The organism is Micromonospora zingiberis (genome assembly GCF_004331455.1).
Lineage (GTDB): Bacteria > Actinomycetota > Actinomycetes > Mycobacteriales > Micromonosporaceae > Micromonospora > Micromonospora zingiberis.
This window is the reverse complement of sequence record NZ_SJJR01000004.1, coordinates 90,629-115,304: the sequence shown is the minus strand read 5'-3', so window position 1 is coordinate 115,304 and position 24,676 is coordinate 90,629. Positions and strand designations below refer to the sequence as shown.

Here is a 24,676-nt window from a genome sequence, read left to right as displayed (position 1 = left end):
AATCAGCCCTTGAAGAGCGCGGCGAGTTGGTCGGCGGAGAGCTGCGAGGACGGCGGCGCGTCGTTGGGCAGGCCGGCGCCGCACGCCTCGGCTGGCGCCAGCGCACCGGAGACGCTGCTGGTCGAGTCCTCGAAGATTTCGAGCTGCACCCGGGACGGCTCCGGGTTGGCCTTGCCGTTGACCACGGCCACGCCCTTGCGCAGGCCGGCCCGCCCGATCCAGGTGCGGGAGGAGACGGTGGCCAGTTCGTACTCGCCGTTGCTCGCCTTCAACGCGGCGAAGCCGCAGCTGAGTTCGTTGTCGTCGGTGGTGGCGATCGGCACCAGGGGCCGTCCGGCGGACTGGTACGCCCGCAGCACGCCGGTGGCGGCGGCGCCGTAGTCGCTGATGACGCCGTCGATCTTCGGGTACTTGGCGAGCAGGCCGCTCATCGCCTGCTGTTCCATCGCCGGGTCCCAGTTGGTGGTCACCGGCTCGTCGGTCAGCAGTTTCACCTGCGGCGCACCGGCCAGCACCTGCTTGATCCCGGTGAGGTGGGCCTGCGAGACCGGGTTGCCGGCGGGCCCGCCGAGCATCACGATGTTGCCGCCGGCCGGGCCGAGCCGGTCGACCATCCACTTGGCCCAGACCTGACCCAGGTACTCGGTGTCCCAGTCGACGTAGTCGAAGTAGTCACTGCCGGGCTTGCCCTCGGGGTCCGCGGCGATGGGGATGACGGTCACTCCGGCGTTGGCCGCGGTGCGCAGCGCCGACAGGTGTGCGGGGCCGGGACCGGCGGTGGGGATCACCAGCAGCACGTTGACGCCCTTGCTGGCCATGCTGGTGATGCCGGCCAGGGTGCTCTGGAGGTTGCCTCGGCCGGCGACGTACTCCACGCCGGTGATGTTGGGGCACTGTTTCGCCTCGTCCTCGACCTCGGCCCGCACGATCTTGGACCACGAGTTGGTGCCGAGTCCGTCGACCAGGCCGACCTTGATCGGCTTGTCGCCGCAGACGGAGGCCATCGCGGCGGCGGCCGAGAGCGGCCCGGTGTTGCCGACCGCGACCTGGGCGGCGGCGCTCGGGTCGGCACCGGCGGCCGAGCCGGTCTGGTTGGTGGTGGAGCAGCCGGTGACCGCGAGCGCGGCGGCGGCGCCGAAGGCTATCGCTGTTCTCCGCGAACGGTACAGAGGGGACATGACGGACTCCAGGGGTGGGTGTGTGGGTGTGGGGTACCGGCGGGACGGCGGGGGCCGTTCCGCGGCGGGTCGTTCCGGGTTTCTGCTCAGGTGGGGTTGCGGCGGATCGCCTGGCGTCGCAAACGGGTGGCGATGCTGAGCTGCACCACGATCCCGACGCCGATGATCACGGCCTGCACGATGTTCTGTACGGCGGTGGTCTGGGTGTAGGTCTGCACCAGCTGGTTGAGCTGGCCGAGGAAGAGCGCGCCGAGCGCGGTGCCGGTGAGGCTGCCGCGCCCGCCGGTCAGCGCGGTGCCGCCGAGCACCACGGCGGCCACCGAGGGCAGCAGGTAGGCGTCCCCGGCCGTGAGGGTGGTGGTGCTCAGGAAGCCCGCGAGCAACACGCCGGTGCCGCCGGCCAGCAATGCGGAGAGCGCGTACGCCGCGATCGTGTACCGGCGGGTGTGCAGGCCGGCGGCGTGCGCCGCCCGCCGGTTGGCCCCGACCAGTTCGAAGCGCCGGCCGAGGACGGTGCACTTCAGCACGAGCTGGGCGAGGCCGATGACGGCGGCGGCGACCAGGACGAGATTCGGTACGCCGAGGGTGCGCCCGACCGCGAATCCGGTGAGCGCCTCCGGCGCCTGGGCGCTGTAGCCGCCGGAGAGGAACTGCACCAGGCCGATCAGAATCGCGTTCACCGCGATCGTGACGACCAGGGGCGGCAGCCCGAAGGCGGTGATGACCAGGCCACTGACCAGCCCGGCGGCCAGCGCGGCGGCGAGCGCCAGGGTCACCGCCAGGCCGATGCCCAGTTGGCCGGGTCCGCCGTACTTGGCCACCATGAGCGCGCCGAAGGAGATGCCGCCGGCCACCGAGAGGTCGAGCCCGGCCTGCTGGACGACAAGCGTCTGGCCGGCGGCCACGATCGCGGTGAGCGCCGCGAACGGCAGCATCGCCAGCAGGGCGGTACGGCTGACACTCGCGCCGGAGAGCACCGCGCTCACCGCGAACAGCACGACCACCGCCGCCAGGGCCCGGCTCGTCGGCCAGCCGAGCAGCCGCAGCCGGAGTGGATCGGCCGCGCTCACCAGCGGGACGCGCGCAGTGGCGTCGACGACGGCGGTGCTCATGCCAGGTTCAGCTTCGGCTCGGGCTGCCACCGGCCGCCGATCTCCGCGCCCGCCATGGAGCCGATCACGTGGTCGCGGGACGCCTCGGCGAGCGTCCGCAGCCGGTCGATGTCGACGCCGACGAGCTTGCCGTCCCGCTTGACGAACCGGCCGTCGACCAGCACGTCCCGCACCAGACCCGGGTGGGCGGCGTAGACGACGGTGCCGAACGGGTTGTTGATCGGCGTGGTGGCGAGGGTGTCGTTGGAGAGGATGACGATGTCGGCGGCCTTGCCGACCTCCAGCGAGCCGGTGACGTCGCCGAGCCCGTTGGCCCGGGCGCCCTCGATGGTGGCGAAGCGCAGCACGTCGGAGCAGGCGAGCTTGACCCGCTCGGGTGCCTCCCCGGCCTCGACCGCGGCGTGGTTGTCGGTGGCCCGCTGGACGGCGAGCGTGGTGCGCATGGTGGTGAACATGTCGCCGCCGATCGAGCTGCACACGTCGACCGAGAGCGAGGGCTGGATGCCCACCGCCAGCAGCCGGCCGGTGGCCGGCCAGCCGTGCCCCATCTGCATCTCGACGTCGGTGGCGACGGAAGCGCTGCCGCCGGTGTCGGCGATCAACTGCAACTCGTCCTCGGCGATGGTGTTGCAGTGCACGTACGTGGTGGTCGGTGCGAGCAGCCCGGCCGCGTTCAGCTGGTGGATCGGCTTGGTCTTGCCCCAGTGCCCGTCGCCGACGTGCACCGACACCCGCAGGTCGAGTTCCCGGGCGAGCTGGAAGTCGCCGCTGGTGACCGCCATCGTCGAGAACTGCGGCCCGCGAAGCGCCAGGCCCAGGGTGACCAGGCCGTCGTTGGCGGCGAACCGGCCGTTGCGCAGCCGCCGGACGTCGTCCGCCGGGTGCGGCACCGGCGAGGGCATCACCCCGCCCCACTGCGGGGCACCGCCGCCGTGCGAGAAGACGGCCCGCAGGCCCGCCTCGGTCAGGGCGTCGATCGCCGCGTCGGTGTGGTCGGGGGTGAAGAGGTTGTGCGACCAGTCGAGCAGCGTGGTGATGCCGGAGTCGAGCGCCTCCAGCGCGCCGATGAGGTTGCCGGCGTAGGTGTCCTCGGGGCGGAAGTACCGGCTGAGGCCGGCGTGCAGGCCGACCAGGTACTGGTCGAGGGTCCAGTCCGAGGCGATGTTGCGTACCACGGACTGCCAGGTGTGCCGGTGGGTGTCCACCAGGCCGGGCATCACGATCCGGCCGCTGACGTCGATCCGTTCGGCGTCGGCCACGTCGAGGTCACGGCCGATCGCGGCGATCCGCCCGTTGCGGATGAGGACGTCGCCGGGCCACAGCACATCGTCGTGGCCGGCGCAGGTGACGACGATTCCGCCGGCCAGTAGCAGGTTGGTGGTCATGTAAGGCTGAACCTCCACAGACGCCGCCAGGGGGTGGTGTGCTCCGATCCAGGACTGGCGGGACGGCGGATCGGCGTCGCAATAATGCGAGCCGTGTCACAGCCTTGTCAAGTGTCGTTTAACAGGCGTTGAAGATTGTTTATCAACGTGATCGCTACTGGGCGGCCTCGGCGGCGCCACGCTGGCGCAACACCAGCCACACCGCCCTCATCGCCACGCTGCCGTCGTTCTGAAAAAGGTGCGGACGGGACGAATCAAACGTCAGGCTGTCGCCCGGCCCCAGGGTGACCTCCTCGAAACCCACCTTGCAGGTCAGCTCGCCCTGCATCACGTGGGCGCACTCCAGACCGCTGTGTCGCTGGTAGCGTCCCGAGTCGCTGGAACTCGCCCCCGGCGGGTACGTGACCAGCATGAACTCCACGCCGCCCGCCTCGGCGTGCCCGAGCTGCTCCCAGACCACACCGGTCTCCATCTCGATCCGGCGGCGATGGTCGGCCCGGACCACGGTCAACTCCGGGCCCCCCTCGGAAGGCACCGTCCCGACCGGCGCCGAGGCACGCTCCGTCGCCCGGGGAGCCGGTGGCTGGGCGCCGGAGAACAGCTCGTCCATCGACATGTCCAGGGCTTCCACCACCGCGTACAGGGTGGGGATGGAGGAGCGGGACCGGCCGTTCTCCAGCAGCGAGAGCATGCTCGCCGAGACGCCGACCTTCTCGGCGAGCGCACGCAGGGACATCCCCCGGGCCTGGCGGGCAGCGCGGATCCGGCTGCCGACGGCGTCCAACTCGGCCACGTTGAGTGCCCCTTTACAAGTTCCCGGCTTCACGTTGAAGCAAGCTCAGCTTACGCGCCGCCGGTTGTCCCAGGCCGTGCGCATCGTCCGAGTCCGACTCAACACGTTCGCAAGCGGCGGCACACCCCCGGGATCCGCCCCTACCCGCCCGCACCGCCCGGGGCCGGGGTGAGCACCACCTGCCAGGCTCCGGTGACGTGCTCGGGCACGACCTCGACCAGCACCGGGTCACCCCGACGCAGGTCGACGCCGAAATCCCGCCTCCACTGACCGTCCGCGTCACCGAACATGCCGTGGCCGGCCAACTGGTAGTCCCACCACTCGCCGGTGACCACCTCGACACCGGCGACCCGCACGTGCAGCAGTCCGGGCGTCTGGGAAACATGTCGATCGAGGTCAACGTCGGCCACTCCAACTCCTTGCGCACCGGCCGCCCCGGGTCGTCAGGATCCGATCGGACGATGATGGCGCTCTGGCACCGCGCCTCGGTGCAGCCGGCCGGCAGCGCTGCCTGGTCCAGCGGGGTGAGGGTGCCCGCCGGCCGAGGCGGCCGACGGCGGCCCGACGTTCGCCCCACCGTGCGACTCAGTTGCGCGGTGCGCGCGGCCCGAGGGCCTGACCGGCTTGCGAGGCGCTGGCCGGGGGGTGTCGCGGCGCGGCGTTCACCCTGCGCGCTCACCGCCTTCGACAACGAACACCTCACCGCCTGCGCCCGCTGCCGACTCACCATCCCCACCAACGACCCCAACGGCTGCCACCACCACGAACGCCTACCCCACCACCAACGCCACACCATCACCCCGCTGGCCGACCTCATCACGGCGCTGCTCGCCAAGACAGCCGACCACCCGTGACCACCAGGCAGCGCGACCGGATTCTCGACCGCGCCCGGTCGAGAATGATAAGCACAAGCCATATCTTGCTCCGCAAGATTGGCGGCCAAAGGCCAAATCTTGCTACGGGGCCGAAAGGCGCGTACGCAGATCTGGTAACCCGTACTACAACTTGCTCCCACCGCTTCAAGGCAGGGACGTGGCCGTGGACGAGTCATAGCTTTCTTGATCCCCGGCTCCTCCAACCCGGGACATGCTCGCCAACTTGGAATCGGCCACGCTCACGTTCAACCGCTTCATCAGGTCCAGCGCCTGGCCGTCGCCCACGGCGGCGACCTGGTAAATACCTGCCCAATTAGCTAGGTTGCCCTCACTTCATCCGATCCTCGCAGGGGGAGTGGCAGCCTGTGCGGCAACAGCACAAGACCTTCCAGGCGATCGAGATCGGCGACGGCGGCGACGGGCGGTGGGCCGCCTACGCCCGGGGCCTGTGGCAGGAGATGGAGGGCCTGCTGACCGAGGAGGGCCGGACTCCGGAGGGCGCGGATCGTGTTCGGGCGCTGTTCCGTGCGCACATGCCGGAACTGGTTCCGGTTCTGGACCGCCTGGTCGGCCAACTCGACCGGCCCGAGGCGGAAGTCTTCCTCACCCACGCGGCACTGCGGCCGTTCTCCCAGGCATGCACCCAGATCGGCCAGAGCGGCACTCTGCTGCGCAACTATGACCTACGGCCCGATCAGTGCGAGGGGACCATCGTCTCCTCGTGCTTCCTGCGTCCCGTGATCGGGATGCAGGACATGCTGTGGGGCTTGCTGGACGGGATGAACGATGCCGGTCTGGCGGTCTCGCTCACCTGGGGCGGACGTTCCGTCTACGGACGCGGCTTCGCCATTCTCATCCTCGTGCGCTACCTGCTGGAGACGTGCGACACCGTCGATGAGGCGGTCGACAGGCTGCGGTCCCTGCCGGTCGCCGTCCCCCAGAACCTCACCCTTGTCGATCCCGAGAAGGCGATGACGGTGTTCATGGGACCGGATATGCCGCCGACGGTGGCACCGGACGCCTGTGCCGCCAATCACCAGCACCTGCCGGTCACCGACGAGCAGGAACGGGCCATGCGCACGCAGGAGCGGCTGCGAGCCATCCGCGCCGCAGGCGCGGACGACGTGGCGGCGATGCTGAAGCCGCCGCTGTATCGATCCGTCGACGAGCAGGGATCGAGAACGCTCTACACAGCCCGCTACCAGCCCATCGAGGGCCGCGTGACGTATTACTGGCCTGGCGAGTCCTGGCAACAGTCCTTCAGTGACTTCGCACCCGGATCCCGCACCGTGACCTTGGGCCGGGTCAGCTGAAAGGCTTTCCGCAGCGGTACGCCCGCGACACTTCGGTCGACCTGGCCGGCTCACTCTGCCCAGAGCCAGGACGAGGATTGATCACCGACCGCTACGAACCCAGTCCCGAACCTGTAGAACTCGCAACAGTCGAATACGCGAGGCTGCCAGTAGCCGACCCGAACCACCCGAAGTCGTCACCGTTGAGGCGCTACCGGTCGCGGACGGCACGATACGCAACGATACGACGCGCAACGAGCCGCCTATAGCACCACGACGCGCTGCGCGTACTCGTCCAGGAACTCGGCTTTCACCGCCGCGCACCGCTTGTACAGGCAGGAGTACACCTGCCCCTCCCACCCCCGCCGGCTCACCAGATGCGAGGAGACCGGGCCGTCGCAGACGGCGCAGCGGACGATGTAGGACAACAGGTGGACGGCCCGTCCCGCCCGGGTCGTCGTCCGGGACGGGTCCTGCAACAGCCGCACACACGCCCAATACGTATCCTCGTCGTCCAACAGAGCGGGCCAGATGCCGTCCCCGATCACCTCGCCGCGGAACACCCGCTTGCCGATGTAGGCCGGGTTGAGTACCTGCTGGCGGATGATCGTGCGCCGCCACTTGGTCCCCCGAGGGGACGGGACGCCCTTGGCGTTCAACTCGTTCTCGATCGTGATCAGCGGAACCCCGGCCCCGCTCCTTGCGGGAGATCTCCCAGATCACCAACACATCACCCTTACCGGCGCGGATCTGCTCGATCAACAACTCGAACTGCGGCCGATCCTTCGTGGCGTGCCGGCTGGCCGACCGGTCGTTGTCGGTGAACGAACCCGCATCCGACCACGACCGCTTCGTCACCTCCGCAAGGTTCAGCTTCCCCTGATCGCCGACGCTCTTACCCTGCTCCCTCTTGTCCTGACTGGCCCGCTGATACCGCAACGCCCGCACCTCGACACCACCGGCCAGCAGGACGTCCTTACTGTCGAACCGAACCCGTTTCCCGACCCGGCCGGCTCAGGGTCGCCGTCGATGCGCCGCCACGCCTCCCAGCCCCGGGCCAGCGCGGTCTGCAACAGGTCCTCGGCCAACGTCCAGTCCCGGGTGAGCAGGCGCTCACGCCACCGGTTGCGGAGAGACCGTCCGGATGCTGCCACTCAGGTCGCGCAGCCGGCCGCCGGTGCGCCCGTTGCCGACCGCCACCACTTCCGCGAGCATCGACAGTGCGGTCTGGGCGAGCGAGGCAGCGCCGAGATCCAACCCGGCCGGGCCACAGAGCCGATCCAGACCGGGAAGGCCGGCCAGCCGGGCGAGCCGCCGGGCGTGGGTGTCCCGACTGCCCAGTACGCCGACGTACCCGACCGGCCCGGCGAGTGCGGCCCGGATCGCCCGATCGTCGATGCGGGGATCGTGGGTCACCACCAGTACGGCGTCCGAGGCGCCCAACTCGGTGGCCGCCAGCCATTCGTCGGGCCAGGTGCAGACCACGTCGGCGCCGGCCGGCACCCGTTCCGGCTGGGCGTAGGCGGGCCGTGGGTCGACGACGACCACCCGGTGGCCGAGCGGGACGGCGAGGGTGGCCAGCGCCGCCGCGAGGTCCGTCGCGCCGACCAGCACCAGCACCGGTCCGGGGCGCAGTTCCTCGACGAAGTGGCTCTCGTCCTGCGGCAGCCCGAGCCGTTCGGCCGCGGTCGACCAGCGAAAGGGTGGGGTCAGTTCGGTGGCCAGCGCCAACGGTCGACGGTTGGCGAGGGCTGCGGCGATCGCCGCGAACACCCGACCGCCCGGTACCGGGCAGATCAGCACGCCCAGCTCGCCGGAGCAGGCCGGGGCGGGTTCCCAGGGCATCAGGTCCGCGCCGGGGCTGACCGAGGTGAGCCGGGGTTCGGCGCCGTCGAGCACCGCCCGTGCCTCGTCGAGCAGAAGCCCCTCCACGCAGCCACCGGAGATCGATCCGGTCCAGCCGCCGTCCGAGGCCACCGCCATGGTGGCCCCCAGCGGACGCGAGCCCGGGCCGGACCGGCGGACCAGCCGGGCCAGCACCACCCGCTGACCGGCCGCGTGCCGCCGCTCGACGAACGGCCACACCTCCGCCAACATCCGCCCTCCCAGGACCGCGCTGCTGCGTCCATCTTTCTCGTTTTTATCGCGGTTAGCGGCAAAGAGCCGTTTTACACCGATAACTTGGTCGGCAAGTCACGAGCGCCAGGAGCTGGACACCATGGACACCGAAATCGCCCTGCGGGTGGACGGAGCCGACCACCGGCTGACCGTCGACACCCGGACCACCCTGCTCGACGCGCTACGCGAACGGCTGGGCAACACCAGCCCCAAGAAGGGCTGTGACCACGGCCAGTGCGGCGCCTGCACGATCCTGCTCGACGGGCGCCGGGCCAACAGTTGCCTCGCGCTGGCGGTCGCGCACGACGGCGCCGACATCGTCACCGCCGCCGGCCTGGCCGCCGACGGTCAACTGCACCCCATGCAGCGCAGCTTCATCGAGCACGACGCCTTCCAATGTGGCTACTGCACCCCCGGGCAGATCGTCTCCGCGGTCGCCATGGTCGAGGAGGCGGCCACGGGTTGGCCCAGCGCGGTGACGTACCGCCACCCCGACGGCACCGACGGCACCGACACCGGGCCGGTCGACCTGGCGGCGAACCCCGACGAGATCCGCGAGCGGATGAGCGGCAACCTGTGCCGCTGCGCGGCGTACGCGAACATGATCCCCGCAATCCAGGAGGTCGCCCGGTCATGAGGCCCTTCCGGTACGAGCGCGCCACCGACGCGGCCAACGCGGTCGCCCTGCTCGCCCGCGCACCGCAGGCGGCGTTCCTCGGCGGCGGCACCAACCTGGTCGACCTGATGAAACTCGACGTCGCCCGGCCCGAGTTGCTGGTCGACGTCCGACGCGTGACCCCTCGGACGATCGAGCAACTACCCGACGGCGGGGTACGCATCGGGGCCGGCGTGACAAACAGCGACCTGGCCGCCGACCCGCTCATCCGACGCCGCTACCCGGTGGTCGCCCAGGCGGTGCTCAACGGCGCCTCCACCCAGTTGCGCAACCTCGCCACGGTCGGCGGCAACCTGCTGCAACGCACCCGGTGCCTGTACTTCCAGGACATCACCACCGCCTGCAACAAGCGGGAGCCCGGGACCGGCTGCTCTGCCATCGAGGGGCACAACCGGGATCTGGCCATCCTCGGTACCTCGCCGGACTGCATCGCCACCAACCCGTCGGACCTGGCCGTCGCGCTGGCCGCGATGGACGCCACGGTGCAGACCATCGGGCCGGACGGCAGCCGCGCCATCCCGCTGACCGAGTTGCACCGGCTGCCCGGGTCCGAGCCGCAGCACGACAACGTGCTGACCCACGGCGAGCTGATCATGGCGGTCGTCCTGCCGCCGCTGCCCTTCGCCACCCGCTCCTACTACCGCAAGATCCGCGACCGGGCCTCGTACGCGTTCGCCCTGGTCTCCGTCGCCGCCGCGATCGACCTGGTCGACGGCCAGGTCCGGGACGTCCGCATCGCGCTGGGTGGGGTGGCACCCAAGCCGTGGCGGGCCACCCGGGCCGAGGACCTGCTGCGCGGCGGCCCGGTCGACGAGGAACGGCTGCGGCGCGCCGCCGAGGCCGAACTTGCCGACGCCCGACCGCAGGCGGACAACGCCTTCAAGATCCCGCTGGCCCGTAACGCGATCGTCCGGACCGTGCTGGATCTGGTCGAGGCGGCGCCGTGAGCACCATCGCGGCCCGCGTGATGGGGCAGGCGCTCGACCGGGTCGAGGGCGCGGACAAGGTACGCGGACTCGCGCCGTACGCCTTCGAACACCCGGTGCCGGAGCCGGCGTACCTGTCCGCGGTGCGCAGCACGGTGGCCGCCGGGCAGATCACCGGGATCGACTGTAGCCGGGCCAGTGCCCAGTCGGGCGTGCTCGCGGTGCTGACCTACCTGAACGCGCCCCGGGTCGGCACCGACGACGGTGAGCTGCGCATCCTCCAGTCCGACCAGGTCGCCTTCCGGGGCCAGTTCGTCGCGGCGGTGATCGCGGAGACCTCGGAGATCGCCCGGCACGCCGCCGGCCTGGTCCGGGTCGACTACCGGCCCCGACCGCACGACGTCGAGCTGGCCGACGCACACGGACCGGACCAACTGCGGGTGCCGCAGCAGATCTGGCCGCTGTTCCCGATCGAGACCGACAAGGGCGATGTGGACGCCGGGCTCGCGTCGGCGGCGATCCAGTTGGACGAGACCTACCGCACCCCCTGGTACCACCACAACCCGCTGGAGCCGCACACCACCATCGCCTGCTGGACCACCGAGGGGGTCACCCTGTACGTGTCCACGCAGTATCCCGCCGGGGTGCAGCACACCGTGGCCGAGGCGTTCCGGCTCGAACCGGCGCAGGTCCGGGTGCGGTCGCCGCACGTCGGCGGCGGGTTCGGCGCGAAGCTGCCCCGGCACTCGGATGTCATCCTCGCCGTGATGGCCGCACAGCTCGTCGCGGGTCGGCCGGTGCGCTTCGCGCTCACCCGGCACCAGATGTTCTCCCAGACCGGCTACCGGTCGCCGACCATCCAGCGGGTACGCCTCGGCGCCGACACCGACGGGCGGCTGGTCGCGGTCGCCCACGAGTCGGTCGAGCAGACCTCCCGGCTCAGGGAGTTCGCCGAGCACGCGACCCGCGCCACCCCGACCATGTACGCCACGCCTCATCTGCGTACCCGGCAGCGGTTGGCCGCCCTGGACCTGCCGAGTCCGACGATCATGCGGGCGCCGGGTGAGTCGACCGGCCTGTTCGCCCTCGAATCGGCGCTGGACGAACTCGCCATCGCCTGCGGCGTGGATCCGGTCGAGCTGCGCGTCCGCAACGAGCCGGCCGAGCATCCGCTGGACGGGCTGCCGTTCTCCAGCCGGGGCCTGGTCGGCTGCCTGCGCGAGGGGGCGCGCCGCTTCGGCTGGCAGCCGCGGGACGCCACCCCCCGGGCCCGCCGGGACAACGGCTGGCTGGTGGGCACCGGAATGGCCGCGTCGACCTACCCGGCGATGCAGCTGCCCGGCACGAAGGTCACCATCCGGGCCACCCCCGACGGCCGGCACATCGTGTCGCTGGCGGCGGTGGACATCGGCACCGGCACCCGTACCGCGCTGGCCCAGGTCGCCGCCGACGCGCTGCGGGTCGACCTCGACCGGGTCGAGCTGCGCCTCGGCGACACGGCCTATCCGCCGGCAGCGCAGGAGGGCGGGTCGGCCGGCATCTCCAGCTGGGGTGCCACCATCTGCGCGGGCGCCGACGAACTGCGCCGACGGCTCAGCACCGAGTACGGCGACACGGTGCCGGCGGACGGCCTGGAGGTCACCGTCGACATGCCGGAGAACCAGTACCTGGGCCGGTACGTCATGCACAGCTTCGGTGCGCAGTTCGCCGAGGTACGCGTGCACGAGGAGACCGGCGAGATCCGGGTGCCCCGCCAACTCGGCGTGTACGCGGTCGGTCGGGTGGTCAACCCGAAGACCGCCCGCTCCCAGTTGATCGGCGGGATGACCATGGGCCTGTCGATGGCGTTGCACGAGGCCAGCGTCCTCGACCCCCGTTACGGCCACGTGGTCAACCACGATCTGGCCAGCTACCACATCAGCAGCAACGCCGACGTCGGGGCCGTCGAGGCGTACTGGATCGAGGAGGACGACCCGTACGTCAACCCGATGGGCACCAAGGGGATCGGTGAGATCGGCATCGTGGGTGCCGCCGCGGCGATCGCCAACGCGGTGCACCACGCCACCGGCGTACGTGTCCGTGAGCTGCCGATCACCTGCGACAAGCTGCTGCCCTAGGCGGTCAGCGCTGCTCGCGTCGGATGGCCCGTCGTAGTCGGCGGGTGACGCCGCCGGCCGCCCGGTGCCGCAGTCGGGTGAAGGCGTCCGGCGGCTGGTGCTCCCCCGCGTCGCTGAGCGCCTCGGCGTGCCCGAGCATGTCGACGATCGTCTCGATCGCGACGTCGAGCAGGTGGGCGTCGTCGACGGCGCCGGGGCTGCCGCCCGGTGTCGATCGCGCGGGCCGCAGTTCGTCGAGGTCGCCGACGACCTGGCAGGGGAACTCGCGGAGTTCGCTGATCTGCCGTTCGGCGAGGTCCCGCACCCAGTCGGCCCGGTCCGGGCCGATGCCGAAGCGCAGCTCGTTGGGCCGTCGCCGGAGCACGGCGTCGACCAGGTGCCGGTGGACCACGCGCCGGTACGGCGTCCGGAGCGGATAGCGGTCGCCGAGCTTCCGGTTGACCCGCCGGAGCAGTTCGATCTCGGCGGCGCCGAGGGAGGGGTTCGGGGTGGGCTCGGGCAGTTCGTACCGCCCCTCGGTGATGCCGACGATGCCGGCGAAGCGGTGCCACAGCACCTCGTGCGGGCTGCCGGGCGCCGGCACCGTCACCAGGTGCCGGCGCGGCGCGGGCACCAGCTCACCCCAGCGGCGCAGCATCCGACCCGCCGTGTGGTTCTCCCAGAACACCTCGCACCGGCCCTCTTCGACGGCGCGCAGGAACTCCTCGAAGCGCCAGCCGCCGCGGGCCCGGACGCTCTGCTGCCAGAACGACGGGAAGGTACGCCACAGGTCACGTCCCACCACGATGACGTGGATCTCGGCGGAGCCGAGGCTCCGCACCGCGCGGGCCGCCTGCTCGGCGGTGGCCGCGCCCAACCCCTCGTTGCTGATGATCACGTCGCCGGACCAATCCCGGGCCCTGCCGGCCAGCCGGTCCCAGGTCCAGTACACCTCGGCGTCCCGCCAGGACGCGGCACGCAGGTCGGCCATCGCCTGGTCGTGCGCCACCGCGCTGCCCGGCAACAGGATGCCCGACTCCGCCAGCCGGTCCCGGTTGTGCCAGAGCACGTTCTGCACATAGGTGCTGCCCGTCTTCGGCGCACCGATGTGCAGGTAGACGCGTCTGGCCATGCCACCCCCCGGGGAATTCTCACCACGTCGACCGAAGCGGTCGGGTTTGGCGGCAGGATGGCAGTCGAACATGAACAACACGCAAAGCGGGTCAGGCCGGCAGGAGTTTGTCCAGGGTGATCGGCAACTCACGGACGCGTACGCCGGTGGCGTGGTGCACCGCGTTGGCGATGGCCGCCGCGGCACCGACGATGCCGATCTCGCCGGCCCCCTTGATGCCGAGCGGGTTGAGCTGGCTGTCCTCGTCGGTGACCCAGTGCGCCTCGACCGCCGGCACGTCGGCGTTGCTGCTGATGTGATAGCTGGCCAGATCGTGGTTGGCCCAGGTGCCGTATCGGTTGTCGAAGGCGCCCTGCTCGTGCAGCGCCATCGACAAGCCCATGGTCATGCCACCGACGAGCTGGCTGCGCAGGGTGGTCGGGTTGACCACCCGGCCGACGGCGAAGACGCCCAGCAGTCGGCGTACCTGGGTCTCGCCGGTGTCCGCGTCCACCCGCACCTCGGCGAACTGTGCCCCGTACGCGTAGCGCGGCAGCGTGGCCTGTGCGGCCACCTCGTCGTCGATGCTCACCTCGACCAGCAGTCCCTCCGCCGGCACCCGGCCACGCAGCCCGACGAGCTGCTCGCAGAGCCGTTCGCAGGCGCGCACGACCGCCCAGCTCCACGAGGCCAACCCGGTCGATCCGCCGGCCGGGTCCGCGGCGGGCAGCGCGGTGTCGCCCATCTGGACGCGTACCCGTTGCGGTGGCGCGTCCAGCGCGTCGGCGGCCACCTGCCACAACGCGGTACGCGCGCCGGTGCCGATGTCCGCCGCGTTGATCCGCACCTCGAAGCTGCCGTCGGCGTACGCGGTGGCTGATGCGCTGGCCGGTCGGATCCGGGCCGGATAGCTGGAGCCGGCCATCCCGGTGCCGGACAGCCACCGGCCGGTCCGTCGGGCGCGTGGCGTCGGGTCCCGGTCGGCCCAGCCGAAGCGGTGCGCCCCGTCGGTGAGGCAGGCGGCCAGGTTGCGGCTGGTGAACGGGTGCCCGCTCTCGGGGTCGATGGCGGTGTCGTTGCGCAGCCGCAGCTCGACCGGATCGACCTGGCAGGCCAGGGCCAGTTCGTCCAGTGCGGACTCCAGGGCGAACGAGCCCGGGGTGTGTCCGGGTGCCCGCATCCAGAACGGGGTGGGTACGTCGAGTCGGGCAATCCGGTGGGTGGTGCGCCGGTGGGGTGCGGCGTACATGTTGCGGGTGTACAGGGCGGTCTGTTCGGCGAACTCGGTCACCGTCGAGGTCTGGCTGATCGCGTCGTGGGCGACGGCGGTGATCCGCCCGTCCGGGCCGGCGCCGAGCCGGACCCGCTGGATGGTCGGGGTGCGGTAGCCCACCGGCCCGAACATCTGGTGGCGGGTCAACGCCAGCCGGACCGGCCGGTCGACCACCTGGGACGCCATCGCCGCCAACACCGTCTGGACCTTCAGGTAGAGCTTGCCGCCGAAGCCACCGCCCACGTGGCGGTTGACCACTCGGACGGCGGCCACGGGCAGCCCGAACAGCCGGGCCAGGATCTCCTGGGCGGGTGTGGTCCCCTGGCTGGAGTCGTGCACCAGGAGCTGCCCGTCACGCCACTGGGCCGTGGACGCGTGCGGCTCCATCGGGCTGTTGTGGTAGGACGGCGTGCGGTAGGCGAGGTCCAGCCGGACCTCGGCGGCGGCGAACCCGGTGTCGAAGTCACCGGCGACCACGTCGGTGGGGTAGTTCGGGTTGACATGGCCCGGCTGGTACAACTGCGGGTCCTGGGCGGACAGCTCGGTGCGGTGCGGTCGCACGTCGTAGTCGAGGCGGACCAGACCGGCCGCCTCCCGGGCCGCCTCGATGGTCTCGGCGACCACCACCGCGACGGGCTGACCCCGGAAGTGCACCGTCGGTTCCTGCAACCGGTACAGCTCCGCGTCGACGTCGGCGGCCAGCCGGGGCGCGTTGCCGTGGTGCAGCACCGCCAGGACGCCGTCGATGGCCGACGCGGCCCGGCTGTCCACTCCGGTGATCACGCCACGCACGATCGTGGCCGGCACCATCTGGGCGTACGCCAGGCCGTCGGCCGGGTACTCCACCGCGTATCGGGCGGTACCGGTGACCTTGTCGTGGCCCTCCAGCCGGGCGTACGGCTGCCCCACCGCCGGACTCATGACCGCATCCGGACGGGAGGCGCGCAGCCCAGAATCGACATAACGCTCATAGTAGGATTCTTCAGGTGCTCTTGGTCGGGGTTCTCGCCGGCTGCTCCGAATCGCCTCAGAGCGCGTCGGCGTAGCACTCGACGATCGACAGGTCCAGCGGGAAGCGCACCGGGGTGTCACCGAACAGCAGCGCGGTGGCCCGCCGCCCGGCCCGCTCCACCGCCTCGGCGACCCGCTCGGCCTGCTCGGCCGGGCAGTGCACGATCACCTCGTCGTGCTGGAAGAAGACCAGCTCGGCGCCGGTGCCGGCGAGCTCGCCGCGAAGCACCGCCAGCAACGTCGAGGCCCACTCGGCGGCGGTGGCCTGGATGACGAAGTTGCGGGTGAACCGGCCCCGGGACCGGGCAGCCCGGGCCCGGGGCGACTGCGGGTCGCCAGCCGCATCCGGATCCGCCACCCCGTCGTCGGCGGCGAAGACCGCCGTGCCGGGCGGGCAGGTACGCCCCAGCCAGGAACGCACCAACCCGCCGGCCTCACCGGTACGCGCCGCCGCCTCGACGTAACCGAACGCCGTCGGGTAACTGCGCCGCAGCACCGCCAGGGCCGGCACCGCCTCGCCACCGGTCTGCCCGTACATCGCACCGAGCAGGGCCAGCTTGGCCCGGCCCCGGTCACCGCCGAACGCGTCACGCGCCAGAGCCTGGTAGAGGTCACCGGTCCCGCCGGCGGCGGCCAGCCGGGCGTCGTCGGAGACGGCCGCCAGCACCCGAGGCTCCAACTGCCCCGCGTCGGCCACCACGAACCGCCAGCCCGGGTCCGCGACCGCCGCCCGGCGGATCACCTTCGGGATCTGCAACGCACCACCGCCCCGGGTGGCCCACCGCCCCGACACCACCCCGCCGGGGACGTACTCCGGTTGGAACCGGCCGTCGCGGACCCAGGCGTCCCGCCAGCTGCGCCCGTGTGCCGTCCAGATCCGGTACAGCTCCTTGTATTCCAGCACCAGCGGCACCGCCGGATGGTCCACCCCGCGCAGCACCCAGGCCCGGGTGTTGGGCAGTTCCACGCCGGCTCGGGCGAACGCCCTCAACAGTTCCGCCGGGCTGTCGGCGTGCAACTGCCGGACACCGAACGCCTCGGCGATCCGCGCGGCCAACTCGGCCAGCCGGCGGGGTGGCCCGCCCACCGGGGACGGCTCCCCCAGCAGCTCGGCCAGGACCGCGTCGTGCACGTCGGCCCGCCAGGGCAGGCCGGCGGCCCCCATCTCGGCCGCGATCAGCGCACCGGCCGACTCGGCGGCCACCAGCAGCCGGAACCGGCCCGGCTGCTCGGTCGACGCGACGCGGGTGAGCTGGTCGGCGTACACCCGGACCAAGGCCGCGATGCCGGGACCCGGCGGGCCGGGCACGGCATCGAAGAGCGCGGCCTGACCGGCACCGGGTGGGGCGACAGCGCGCGGCGGCGGATCGGCCGGCACCGGCGTGCCGGTGAGCCGCGCCCACGCCGCCGCCAGCGACCGGGGCTCGCCCCAGCGACCGGCGTGCCCGAGCAGCAGCGCCTCGGTCAGCTCCACGTCGTGGCAGCGCTCGACCCGGACCCCGGCGCGCAGCAGCGCGGGATAGCCGGTGGCCCCGCTGGCCCACACCCAGCGCGGCTGCGCGGCACGCTCCCGGGCGGCCACCGCGGCGGCCAGGTCGGTCACCGCCTCCGGCGGGCCGGTCGGGGTGCCGGCCGGGCCGAGGGGTTGCAGCACTCCCCCGCCCTGCTCGTCCGAGACCACCGCCACCAGCACGAACACGATTCTGCCGCGCACGTACGACAGGCCCGGCGAGGTCAAGTTTCTCGACCGGGTGCAGACAGGTGGACCAACCTCTTAGAGCGACCGGCAATAGGCCGACACGTCCTGATAGCCAGCCCGCCACCCTGGGCGGGGAAGATCTTGGTACGAATCTGCCCCTTGAGGGGCGCACTCGTACCAAGATCTCGGATGCCTTGGCGTGGCAGCGAGCCTGCCAGATGGTTGCCTGGGGTCAATGACGGGCCCCTGGGCATGTGCCCGGCCGCTCGACCTCCCGCTGCGTCACCACCACCAATTGCCGGCCGCTCTTAGCCAAGGAGGTCAGATGGGAAGTGAGGCTGCCGCCCAGTTCAACATCCACGAGGCCAAGACGAACCTGTCACGCATCATCGAACGCGTCGAACATGGCGAAGAGATCGTGATCAGCCGGGCCGGCCAGCCGGTCGCGAAGGTGATCCCACTCGTGCGCCGGGTCAACCGCACCGCACGGGGATCCCTACGCGGCAAGTTGGTGCTCTCGGACGACTGGGACGCCCCCGAGATCAACGAAACCATCGCGGACGACTTCGGAACGACAGCGTGAACCTCCTGCTAGATACTCACGTCGTCCACGTTGGCTGCGCGACCCGACCCGGGCCGGCGGGTGGCACCTGCCCGCCAGGCCCCGACAGCACAGCCGCCCGCCGGGCTGGCGCCAGTCGGGCGGGCGGGCGCGCTGGCGGCTACTTGCCGACGCCGGCGGTGAGGCCGGACTGGACCTGGCGTTGGAAGACGATGTAGACGATGAGCACCGGCAACATGGCCATCGTGACCCCGGCGAACAGGCCGGACCAGTCGGAGCGGTAGCCCTGGTTGACCGAGAGTTCGATCAGGCCCTGGGAGATGACCTGGTTCTTCGGCTCGCCGGCCACCGACTGCATCAGCAGGGTCGGCAGGTACCACTGGTTCCACTGGCCGAGGACGTTGAAGATGCCGATGCTGATCAGGCCCGGCTTGGCCATCGGCAGCATGACGCTGAAGAACAGCCGACTGTGTGACGCCCCGTCCACCATGGCCGCCTCGGCGATCGCGGTGGGCAGGGTCCGGAAGAACGAGTGCATGAAGAAGACGGTGAACGCCAGCGACCAGGCCACGTAGACCAGGATCAGCATGAGGTGCTGGTTCGGGCCGAGGAAGGGCAGCGTCACGCCCATGTTGTAGACGCCCTTGAACAGCGGCACCGCGGCCAGATAGATCGGCAGGGTCAACCCGGACAGGAACATGTAGTAGATCAGCCGGTTACCGGGGAACTCGTAGCGGGCCAGCACGTAGGCGGCCATCGAGCCGAGCAGCATGGTGAGGAAGACGCTGCCGGTCAGCACCAGGACGGTGTTGAGGAAGAAGTCCCCGATGTGTCCCTCGGTCCAGGCCCGGGCGAAGTTGCCCCACTGCAACGTCTTCGGAAACAGCGACAGCGGCTTGCGGATGACCTCCGAGTCGGTCTTGAGCGCCGACATCACCACCCACACCAGCGGGTAGACCACCATGATCGCCCAGACGGCGAGGAACAGGTGCGAGAAGCCGTTGAAGAACCTCGCGCCGGCGCGGCTGCCACCAACGGCGGCACGTGGGCCGGGCGTACGATCCGGCGGCGGGGCCTGGCCGGCCCCGGCCTGACCCGGGGTGTGGGTCACCGTGCTCATCGTCGGTGTCTCCTCAGTACTCGATGCGCTCACGACGGGTGATCCTCAGCTGCAACGCGGCCAGCAGGATCGTGAAGATCGCCAGGGCCACCGCGATCGCGCAGGCGTAGCCGAACTGGCCCTTCTGGAACGCGTTGAAGTTGATCACCGAGGCGAAGATCTCGCTGGCGTGGTTCGGGCCGCCCTGGCTCGGGGTCATGATGTAGACCAGCGCGAACATGTCCAGCGCGATGAAGCCCAGGTAGACCCAGGCCACCGAGACGGTGTCCCGCAGCAGTGGCAGGGTGATCCGGAAGAAGGTGTGCAAGCGTCCCGCCCCGTCGAGGATGGCCGCCTCGTAGATGTCCTTCGGAATGGACTGCATGGCCGCCGAGAAGAGCACCATGTAGAAGCCGGCCCCACTCCAGACCGCGATCACCAGCAGCCACCAGAGCACCGCCGGTACGCCGAGGAACGGCTCCGGGTCGTACATGAAGGTGATCGGGTCGTTCTCGTCGACCAGCCCGATCTTCATCAGTACGCCGTTGATCAGGCCCTGGCCGTCCGCGCGGTAGATCTGTTGCCACATCACCGCGATGACGACCAGGGAGAGCACCTGGGGGAAGAAGAAGATCACCTTGTACAGGCCGGAGCCGAAGACGCCCCGGATGCCGGCCTTGTCCTCGCGTCCGCCCACGTTGAGCAGGAAGGCGAGGAACAAGGCCAGCGCGATGGTGAACAGCGGCACGGTGACCAGGAAGAAGACGTTGTGCCAGAACGCCTTCCTGATCAGCTCGTCGGTGAACAGCCGGAAGTAGTTCTCCAGCCCGACGAACTGCTGCCGGTCGGAGTAGCCTCCCCAGTCGGTCAGCGAGTACCCGGCCGCCTGCAGGAAGGGCCACACCACGTAGAAGAGGTAGAGCCCGACCGGCAGGGCCAGGAAACCCGTGACGAAACGCGCAACACCGTGCCGCATTTCTCTCACTTCCTCGTTCGGTCAGATCCGGGGTGTCACGCGTTGCGGGTCTGCTTGGTGATCGACGAGTCCTTGGCGACCTTGTCGGCGGCGGCCTGCATCTTGTCCACGAACTGCGCGGCGGTCAGCCGGCCGGCCATCAGCTCCTGGGACAGGTTCTGGCTCTCCTTGTCCAGGTCGGCGTAGAAGTCCCAGAGCTTGACCGAGACCAGATCCTGACCGGCGTTCTTCATCAGCTCGTTGGCCGTCGCCAGCGCCGGGTCGTCCACGTTGTCGCCGGAGCCCTTGGTCGACGCCAGGGACTTGGTCAGCTCGGCGAACTTCGCCGAACCGGCCTTGGAGAGCACGGCCCGCAGGAACTCCTTGGCCGCCGCCTTGTTCGGGGCCTTGCTCGGCACCACGAAGCCCTCGCCGGCACCGGCGAAGACGTCCTTGGGCGCCTTGTCGGCGGCGCTGACCGTCCAGTAGTCGGAGAGCTTCATCTCGAAGCCCGGCGGGATGGTCGACGCCATCTCGTTCTTCAGCCAGGTGCCGACCTGGATGAAGGCGGCCTTGCCGTCCAGCCACGCCTGCTGCGACTGGGTGTGGTCGAGCCGGCCGGGCAGCACCAGCTTGTCCTTGACCACCTTCTCCCACTGCTCCAGGGCGGGCAGCACGCCCTCGGCCCGCCAGGCGTTCTCCTTCAGGTTGTCGATGTCGACGACCGCCTGCTTGCCGGCGGACTTCCAGATCGAGGCCATCAGCGCCCAGCGCGGGTAGTAGCCGTGCACGGCGTCGTAGACGTACGGCGCGATGCCCTTGGCCTTGATCTTCGGGGCCAGGGCGAAGAACTCCTCGAAGCTCTTCGGCGGCTCCCAGCCCTCCTTGCTGAACAGCGCGCCGTTGTACCAGTTGCCCCACACCGTGAAGGCCACGTACACCACGAAGAACTTGCCCTGGAAGGTGCCGTCGCTGACGGTGCCGGGCAGCAGGGTGTCGGCGACGGTGCCGCCACCCTCCCAGGCCGGGGCGGCGAGCAGGTCGTCCAGCGGCTCGATGGCACCCTCGTTGACCAGCGTGCTCAGGTCCATCAGGTCGGCGCCCGAGTTCATGATCAGGTCACTGGGCGTGGTCGCCATCTTGGGCTGTTCTTCGGTCTTGATCTTCTGGGTGCTGCTCATGTTGACCGTGACGTTCGGGTGCTTGGCGCTGAAGACCGCCTGGTCCTCCTTCGCCCAGGCGTCACCCAGACCGCCGTTGAAGATGACCACCTTCACGGCGCTGTTCTCCTGCACGCCGAAGGGGTTGTCGTTGCTCTTCTCCCCGGCGTTGTCGTTGCTCGGGCTCGGCGTGCTGCCGGCACAGGCACTGAGCAGACCTGCGGCCGGGGTCACCAGGAGACCCGCGGCCGCCGCGCGGCGCAGCAGGGTCCGGCGGTTGAGATCGGGGTTAACGGACATCGTTCGCTCTCCTTGTGGTGTCGGGTCAGGCGGTGCGCCGGAGACGTCCGGCGTACCGCGACTCGAGGGCGAGGTTGTGCTCGTCCCCACCGGGGACGTTGGCGGAGAGGTAGATAGGGGGCACCTCTCCGACCTGGTGGAACCGTCGTACGACCTCCGCGGTCAACAGCTGCGCCAGCAGCGCCGAGGTGACCGAGGAGACCGCACAGACCGCGCCGCCGCCCTCGAGCGGCAGCAGTGCGTCGCCGTACGGCGCGCCGTTGTCCAGCACGACGTCGGCGAGATCGACGAGCCGCCGGCCGGACGGGTGGCGCGGAGCGACCCGTCCGGTGTGCTCGACCGAGGTGACCGCGATCAACGGGTGACCGCGCTCGGTGGCCAGCAGGGCCAGTTCGACCACCGAACCGTTGATGCCGGACTGGGACGCCACCACGAACACGTCCTGCGGCTGCGGTGCGGCGATCTGGTAGAGCTGGTGGGCGATGGCCGGATCGCGCTCCAGCTTGGGGTCGGCGAGCACGTCACGCGGGGCGTCGCCGTGCAGCACCAGGTCGTGCAGGGTGATCCGGTTGGTGGGGACCAGCCCGCCGGCCCGGGCCACCAGTTCGGCGGCGAACGCCTCGGAGTGGCCGGCGCCGAACGCCTGGAGCACCCCACCGGCCCGCAGGCTGGCGGCGATCAGGTCGGCGGCCCGGCCGAGCGGCTCGGCGCCCTGGTCGACGATGCGGTCGAGCACCGGCCGGACGGCTGCGGCGTACCCCTGTGCGCTGATCATGCGGTGACTCCCCTCGCGGCCTTGTGCCCGTCGACGGCCTGCGCGGTACGCCGGAAGGCCGCGTGGGCACGGTCGTGGGTGCGCTGGGCGACGGCGATGTAGAGCAGGTCCAACACGACCAGCTGGGGATGCCGGGCGGAGAGCGCGTCCGGGCGGAAGGTGGTGGCCTGACTGGCGGTGAGCAGCACGATGTCCGCCAGCTCGGCCAGCGGGGAGCGACGGAACCCGGTCAGCGCGATGGTGGTCGCGCCCCGGCTGCCGCCCTCGGCGAGCATCTCGATGGCCTCCCGGGTCTGGCCGCTGTGCGAGATGCCCAGTGCGACGTCGCCCGGCCGCAGCAGCGCGGCGGCGGCGAGCCCGGAGTGCACGTCGTTCCACGCCCAGGCGGCCACCCCGATGCGGTGCAGGCTGAACTGCATCTCCTCGCCGACCAGGGCGCTGCCACTGGCACCGAAGATGTTGACCCGGCTGGCTCCGGCGATGGCCACCGCGGCCCGTTCCACCTCACCGAGGTCGAGCAGGGCGGCGGTGTCGTGCATGGCCCGGGTGTCGGCGGCGATGATCTGTTCCAGCACCCGTTCGAGGGGGTCGCCGGGCTGGATCTCCCGTCCGATGTCGACGGTCCAGCCGGCCGAGCGGGCCCGGCCGGTCTCGGCGGCGATGCCCAGCCGCAGGTCGGCGTAGCCCTCGAAGCCCATCGCGCGGCAGAACCGGGTGACCGTGGCCGGCGAGGTGCCGCTGCGTTCGGCCAGCTCCACGATGGTGGCCCGGGCCGCCGCCTCCGGGTCGCTGAGCACGTGCTCGGCGACCCGGCGCAGCGCGCCGGTCAGCTCGTCGGCGCCGGCCCGCACCCGGGCCAGCACGCCATCGGAGACGACGCCAGCGCCCCGCCGGTCGACCCCGTCGGCATCGGCCACCGCGGCGCCCGCGGAGGTGTCCGCCTCGTGATCAACCATCGGACGCCTTTCGGAAAAGAGTGTTAACTGTTAGTGGTAAAAGTTCTTACTGAAGGCACCTCCATGTCAAGACCGTGGGCGAAGTTTTCAAACTGTTACCTGGGGCACACGGCACGCTCCAGCGCCGCACCTTGCCTCGACCACCCGCCGCGACCAGCATGAACGCATATCGATCAAGGAGGTGGGAGGGTTGTCCGGCACCGTCGTGGTCGGCCTCGATGTCGGCGGTACGTCCACCCGCGCGCTCGCGGTGACCCTCGACGGCGTACGCCTCGGCACCGGCCGAGCCGGCGGCGGCAACCCCACCAGCCACGGCGCCGCACCCGCCGCCGACGAACTGCTGACCGCCCTGCGGTCGGCCCTCACCGACGTCGACCCGACCCGGGTGCGGGCCGGCGCGGTCGGGCTGGCCGGCGCCGGTCGACTGCGCGCCGACCCCGCCGGCCGGGCCGCCTTCGACCGCGCCTGGCACACCGCCGGGCTGCGCTGCCCGTACGCGGTGCACAGCGACGCGCTCGTCGCGTACGCCTCGGGCACCGCCCGCTCGACCGGCAGCATCCTCGTCGCCGGCACCGGAGCCATCGCCGCGCAGGTACACGACCTGCGGCTGGACCGCGTCGCCGACGGCCACGGCTGGCTGCTCGGCGACGCCGGCTCCGGCTTCTGGCTCGGTCAGCAGGCGGTACGCCGACTGCTCGCCGCCCTCGACGCCGGCCACGACCCGGGCGAGTTGGGTCGACGGGTACTCACCGAACTCGCCGGCTCCGCCGAGGTGGCGGCCCGCCCCCGGGACACCGTGGGCGCGCTCGTGCAGACCGTCACCCGCCGCCCACCGGTGGAGTTGGCCCGGCTCGCGCCGCTCGTGGTCGACGCCGCCGCCACCGGTGACCCGACCGCCGGCACGCTGATCGCCGAGGCCGCCGCCCTGCTGGCCGCCACGCTGCGCCGGATCCGCCCGCCCGGCGACGTCAGCCCGCTGGTCCTCGGCGGCGGGCTGCTCACCGGCGACACCGCGCTGGCCGCCGTGGTCCGCGCCGAGACCCGCCGACACTGGCCGGACGCACCGATCCTCCCGGCCGGCGACGGCGCCGCCGGCGCGGCCTGGCTGGCCGCCCGCGACCTGCCCGGAGTGACCGACCCGACCGCCCTGCACGCCCGCCTGGCCGCAACTCGCCCCTGAGGCCCTCGGAGCACTGGACTCTCGTCCGCATCGGTCGCCGATAAACGTCGCGCAATGGCTAGCAGAATCGCGCCGGGCCGCACCCGGAAAGTCGTATTGCCGACTCGCTGTTTTGTTCCCTTCGGAAGGTCACCGTCGATACCC

Annotated in this window: 22 protein-coding genes and 1 pseudogene; 7 read left to right on the top strand and 16 right to left on the bottom strand. The window is 71.0% G+C overall.

Going from position 1 to position 24,676, the window contains the following annotated elements; all coding sequences use genetic code 11:
• Window positions 1–2 precede the first annotated feature (2 nt).
• The 5 genes from E0H26_RS08190 to E0H26_RS08170 all read right to left on the bottom strand — a co-directional run bounded on the left by E0H26_RS08190 (window position 3) and on the right by E0H26_RS08170 (window position 4,878).
• A complete protein-coding gene (locus E0H26_RS08190; protein ID WP_131302813.1) occupies window positions 3–1,178 on the bottom strand; it encodes a substrate-binding domain-containing protein in 1,176 nt (391 codons plus the stop codon).
• A gap of 86 nt (window positions 1,179–1,264) precedes the next feature.
• Window positions 1,265–2,290 carry an ABC transporter permease gene (locus tag E0H26_RS08185; RefSeq protein WP_131302811.1) on the bottom strand — a complete coding sequence of 342 codons (1,026 nt, stop codon included), beginning with the start codon at window positions 2,288–2,290 and terminating at the stop codon, window positions 1,265–1,267.
• Window positions 2,287–3,675, bottom strand: coding sequence for an amidohydrolase family protein (locus E0H26_RS08180; RefSeq protein ID WP_131302808.1), 1,389 nt, complete (start codon window positions 3,673–3,675; stop codon window positions 2,287–2,289). Before E0H26_RS08180 ends, E0H26_RS08185 begins: the two co-directional genes overlap by 4 nt.
• A gap of 154 nt (window positions 3,676–3,829) precedes the next feature.
• A complete protein-coding gene (locus tag E0H26_RS08175) occupies window positions 3,830–4,468 on the bottom strand; it encodes a helix-turn-helix domain-containing protein (RefSeq protein WP_131302806.1) in 639 nt (212 codons plus the stop codon).
• Between the two features lie 140 nt (window positions 4,469–4,608).
• Window positions 4,609–4,878, bottom strand: coding sequence for a hypothetical protein (locus E0H26_RS08170; protein WP_131302804.1), 270 nt, complete (start codon window positions 4,876–4,878; stop codon window positions 4,609–4,611).
• Between the two features lie 51 nt (window positions 4,879–4,929).
• Here E0H26_RS08170 and E0H26_RS08165 point away from each other — a divergent pair, with 51 nt between their 5' ends.
• Together E0H26_RS08165 and E0H26_RS08160 are read left to right on the top strand one after the other, a co-directional pair.
• A complete protein-coding gene (locus tag E0H26_RS08165) occupies window positions 4,930–5,322 on the top strand; it encodes a hypothetical protein (RefSeq protein WP_131302802.1) in 393 nt (130 codons plus the stop codon).
• A 386-nt stretch (window positions 5,323–5,708) separates the two neighbouring features.
• A complete protein-coding gene (locus E0H26_RS08160; RefSeq protein WP_131302800.1) occupies window positions 5,709–6,656 on the top strand; it encodes a C45 family autoproteolytic acyltransferase/hydrolase in 948 nt (315 codons plus the stop codon).
• 242 nt (window positions 6,657–6,898) lie between these two features.
• Here the strand turns inward: E0H26_RS08160 and E0H26_RS29775 are convergent, their stop codons facing one another.
• The 3 genes and pseudogenes from E0H26_RS29775 to E0H26_RS08140 form a co-directional block, all read right to left on the bottom strand.
• A complete protein-coding gene (locus tag E0H26_RS29775; RefSeq protein ID WP_240742063.1) occupies window positions 6,899–7,294 on the bottom strand; it encodes a recombinase family protein in 396 nt (131 codons plus the stop codon).
• A 94-nt stretch (window positions 7,295–7,388) separates the two neighbouring features.
• Window positions 7,389–7,583, bottom strand: a pseudogene (locus tag E0H26_RS29770) (recombinase family protein); the annotation flags it as partial.
• A gap of 165 nt (window positions 7,584–7,748) precedes the next feature.
• Entirely contained in the window at window positions 7,749–8,732 is a 984-nt protein-coding gene (locus E0H26_RS08140; protein ID WP_131302798.1) for an XdhC family protein, read from the bottom strand.
• 121 nt (window positions 8,733–8,853) lie between these two features.
• Here E0H26_RS08140 and E0H26_RS08135 point away from each other — a divergent pair, with 121 nt between their 5' ends.
• From E0H26_RS08135 to E0H26_RS08125, 3 genes are read left to right on the top strand one after another with little or no spacing between them, the layout of a single operon-like run.
• The gene (locus E0H26_RS08135) at window positions 8,854–9,390 is read left to right on the top strand and encodes a (2Fe-2S)-binding protein (protein ID WP_131302796.1); all 537 of its coding nucleotides are present in this window, start codon (window positions 8,854–8,856) and stop codon (window positions 9,388–9,390) included.
• Window positions 9,387–10,376, top strand: coding sequence for an FAD binding domain-containing protein (locus tag E0H26_RS08130; protein ID WP_131302794.1), 990 nt, complete (start codon window positions 9,387–9,389; stop codon window positions 10,374–10,376). Before E0H26_RS08135 ends, E0H26_RS08130 begins: the two co-directional genes overlap by 4 nt.
• A complete protein-coding gene (locus tag E0H26_RS08125; RefSeq protein ID WP_240742062.1) occupies window positions 10,373–12,472 on the top strand; it encodes a xanthine dehydrogenase family protein molybdopterin-binding subunit in 2,100 nt (699 codons plus the stop codon). Before E0H26_RS08130 ends, E0H26_RS08125 begins: the two co-directional genes overlap by 4 nt.
• Before the next feature lie 4 nt (window positions 12,473–12,476).
• Here the strand turns inward: E0H26_RS08125 and E0H26_RS08120 are convergent, their stop codons facing one another.
• From E0H26_RS08120 to E0H26_RS08110, 3 genes are all read right to left on the bottom strand, one after another.
• On the bottom strand, window positions 12,477–13,583 hold the full coding sequence (locus E0H26_RS08120; RefSeq protein WP_131302792.1) for a hypothetical protein: 1,107 nt from the start codon (window positions 13,581–13,583) through the stop codon (window positions 12,477–12,479).
• A gap of 91 nt (window positions 13,584–13,674) precedes the next feature.
• Complete coding sequence (locus E0H26_RS08115; RefSeq protein WP_131302790.1) at window positions 13,675–15,756, bottom strand: xanthine dehydrogenase family protein molybdopterin-binding subunit; 2,082 nt, start codon at window positions 15,754–15,756, stop codon at window positions 13,675–13,677.
• Between the two features lie 106 nt (window positions 15,757–15,862).
• Window positions 15,863–17,569, bottom strand: coding sequence for a bifunctional 3'-5' exonuclease/DNA polymerase (locus E0H26_RS08110; RefSeq protein WP_131303183.1), 1,707 nt, complete (start codon window positions 17,567–17,569; stop codon window positions 15,863–15,865).
• 301 nt (window positions 17,570–17,870) lie between these two features.
• On the opposite strand from E0H26_RS08110, the gene E0H26_RS08105 reads away from it, so the two are divergent.
• Window positions 17,871–18,128, top strand: coding sequence for a type II toxin-antitoxin system Phd/YefM family antitoxin (locus E0H26_RS08105; protein ID WP_131302788.1), 258 nt, complete (start codon window positions 17,871–17,873; stop codon window positions 18,126–18,128).
• Window positions 18,129–18,267: 139 nt separating this feature from the next.
• Here the strand turns inward: E0H26_RS08105 and E0H26_RS08100 are convergent, their stop codons facing one another.
• From E0H26_RS08100 to E0H26_RS08080, 5 genes are read right to left on the bottom strand one after another with little or no spacing between them, the layout of a single operon-like run.
• Window positions 18,268–19,227, bottom strand: coding sequence for a carbohydrate ABC transporter permease (locus E0H26_RS08100; protein WP_131302786.1), 960 nt, complete (start codon window positions 19,225–19,227; stop codon window positions 18,268–18,270).
• Between the two features lie 13 nt (window positions 19,228–19,240).
• Window positions 19,241–20,182, bottom strand: coding sequence for a carbohydrate ABC transporter permease (locus tag E0H26_RS08095; protein WP_131302784.1), 942 nt, complete (start codon window positions 20,180–20,182; stop codon window positions 19,241–19,243).
• A 35-nt stretch (window positions 20,183–20,217) separates the two neighbouring features.
• A complete protein-coding gene (ngcE, locus tag E0H26_RS08090) occupies window positions 20,218–21,621 on the bottom strand; it encodes an N-acetylglucosamine/diacetylchitobiose ABC transporter substrate-binding protein (RefSeq protein WP_131302782.1) in 1,404 nt (467 codons plus the stop codon).
• A gap of 25 nt (window positions 21,622–21,646) precedes the next feature.
• On the bottom strand, window positions 21,647–22,396 hold the full coding sequence (locus tag E0H26_RS08085) for a sugar isomerase domain-containing protein (protein ID WP_131302780.1): 750 nt from the start codon (window positions 22,394–22,396) through the stop codon (window positions 21,647–21,649).
• Window positions 22,393–23,352, bottom strand: coding sequence for a MurR/RpiR family transcriptional regulator (locus tag E0H26_RS08080; protein ID WP_131302778.1), 960 nt, complete (start codon window positions 23,350–23,352; stop codon window positions 22,393–22,395). Before E0H26_RS08080 ends, E0H26_RS08085 begins: the two co-directional genes overlap by 4 nt.
• A gap of 190 nt (window positions 23,353–23,542) precedes the next feature.
• On the opposite strand from E0H26_RS08080, the gene E0H26_RS08075 reads away from it, so the two are divergent.
• A complete protein-coding gene (locus E0H26_RS08075; protein WP_131302776.1) occupies window positions 23,543–24,532 on the top strand; it encodes an N-acetylglucosamine kinase in 990 nt (329 codons plus the stop codon).
• The last annotated feature ends 144 nt before the right edge of the window (window positions 24,533–24,676 follow it).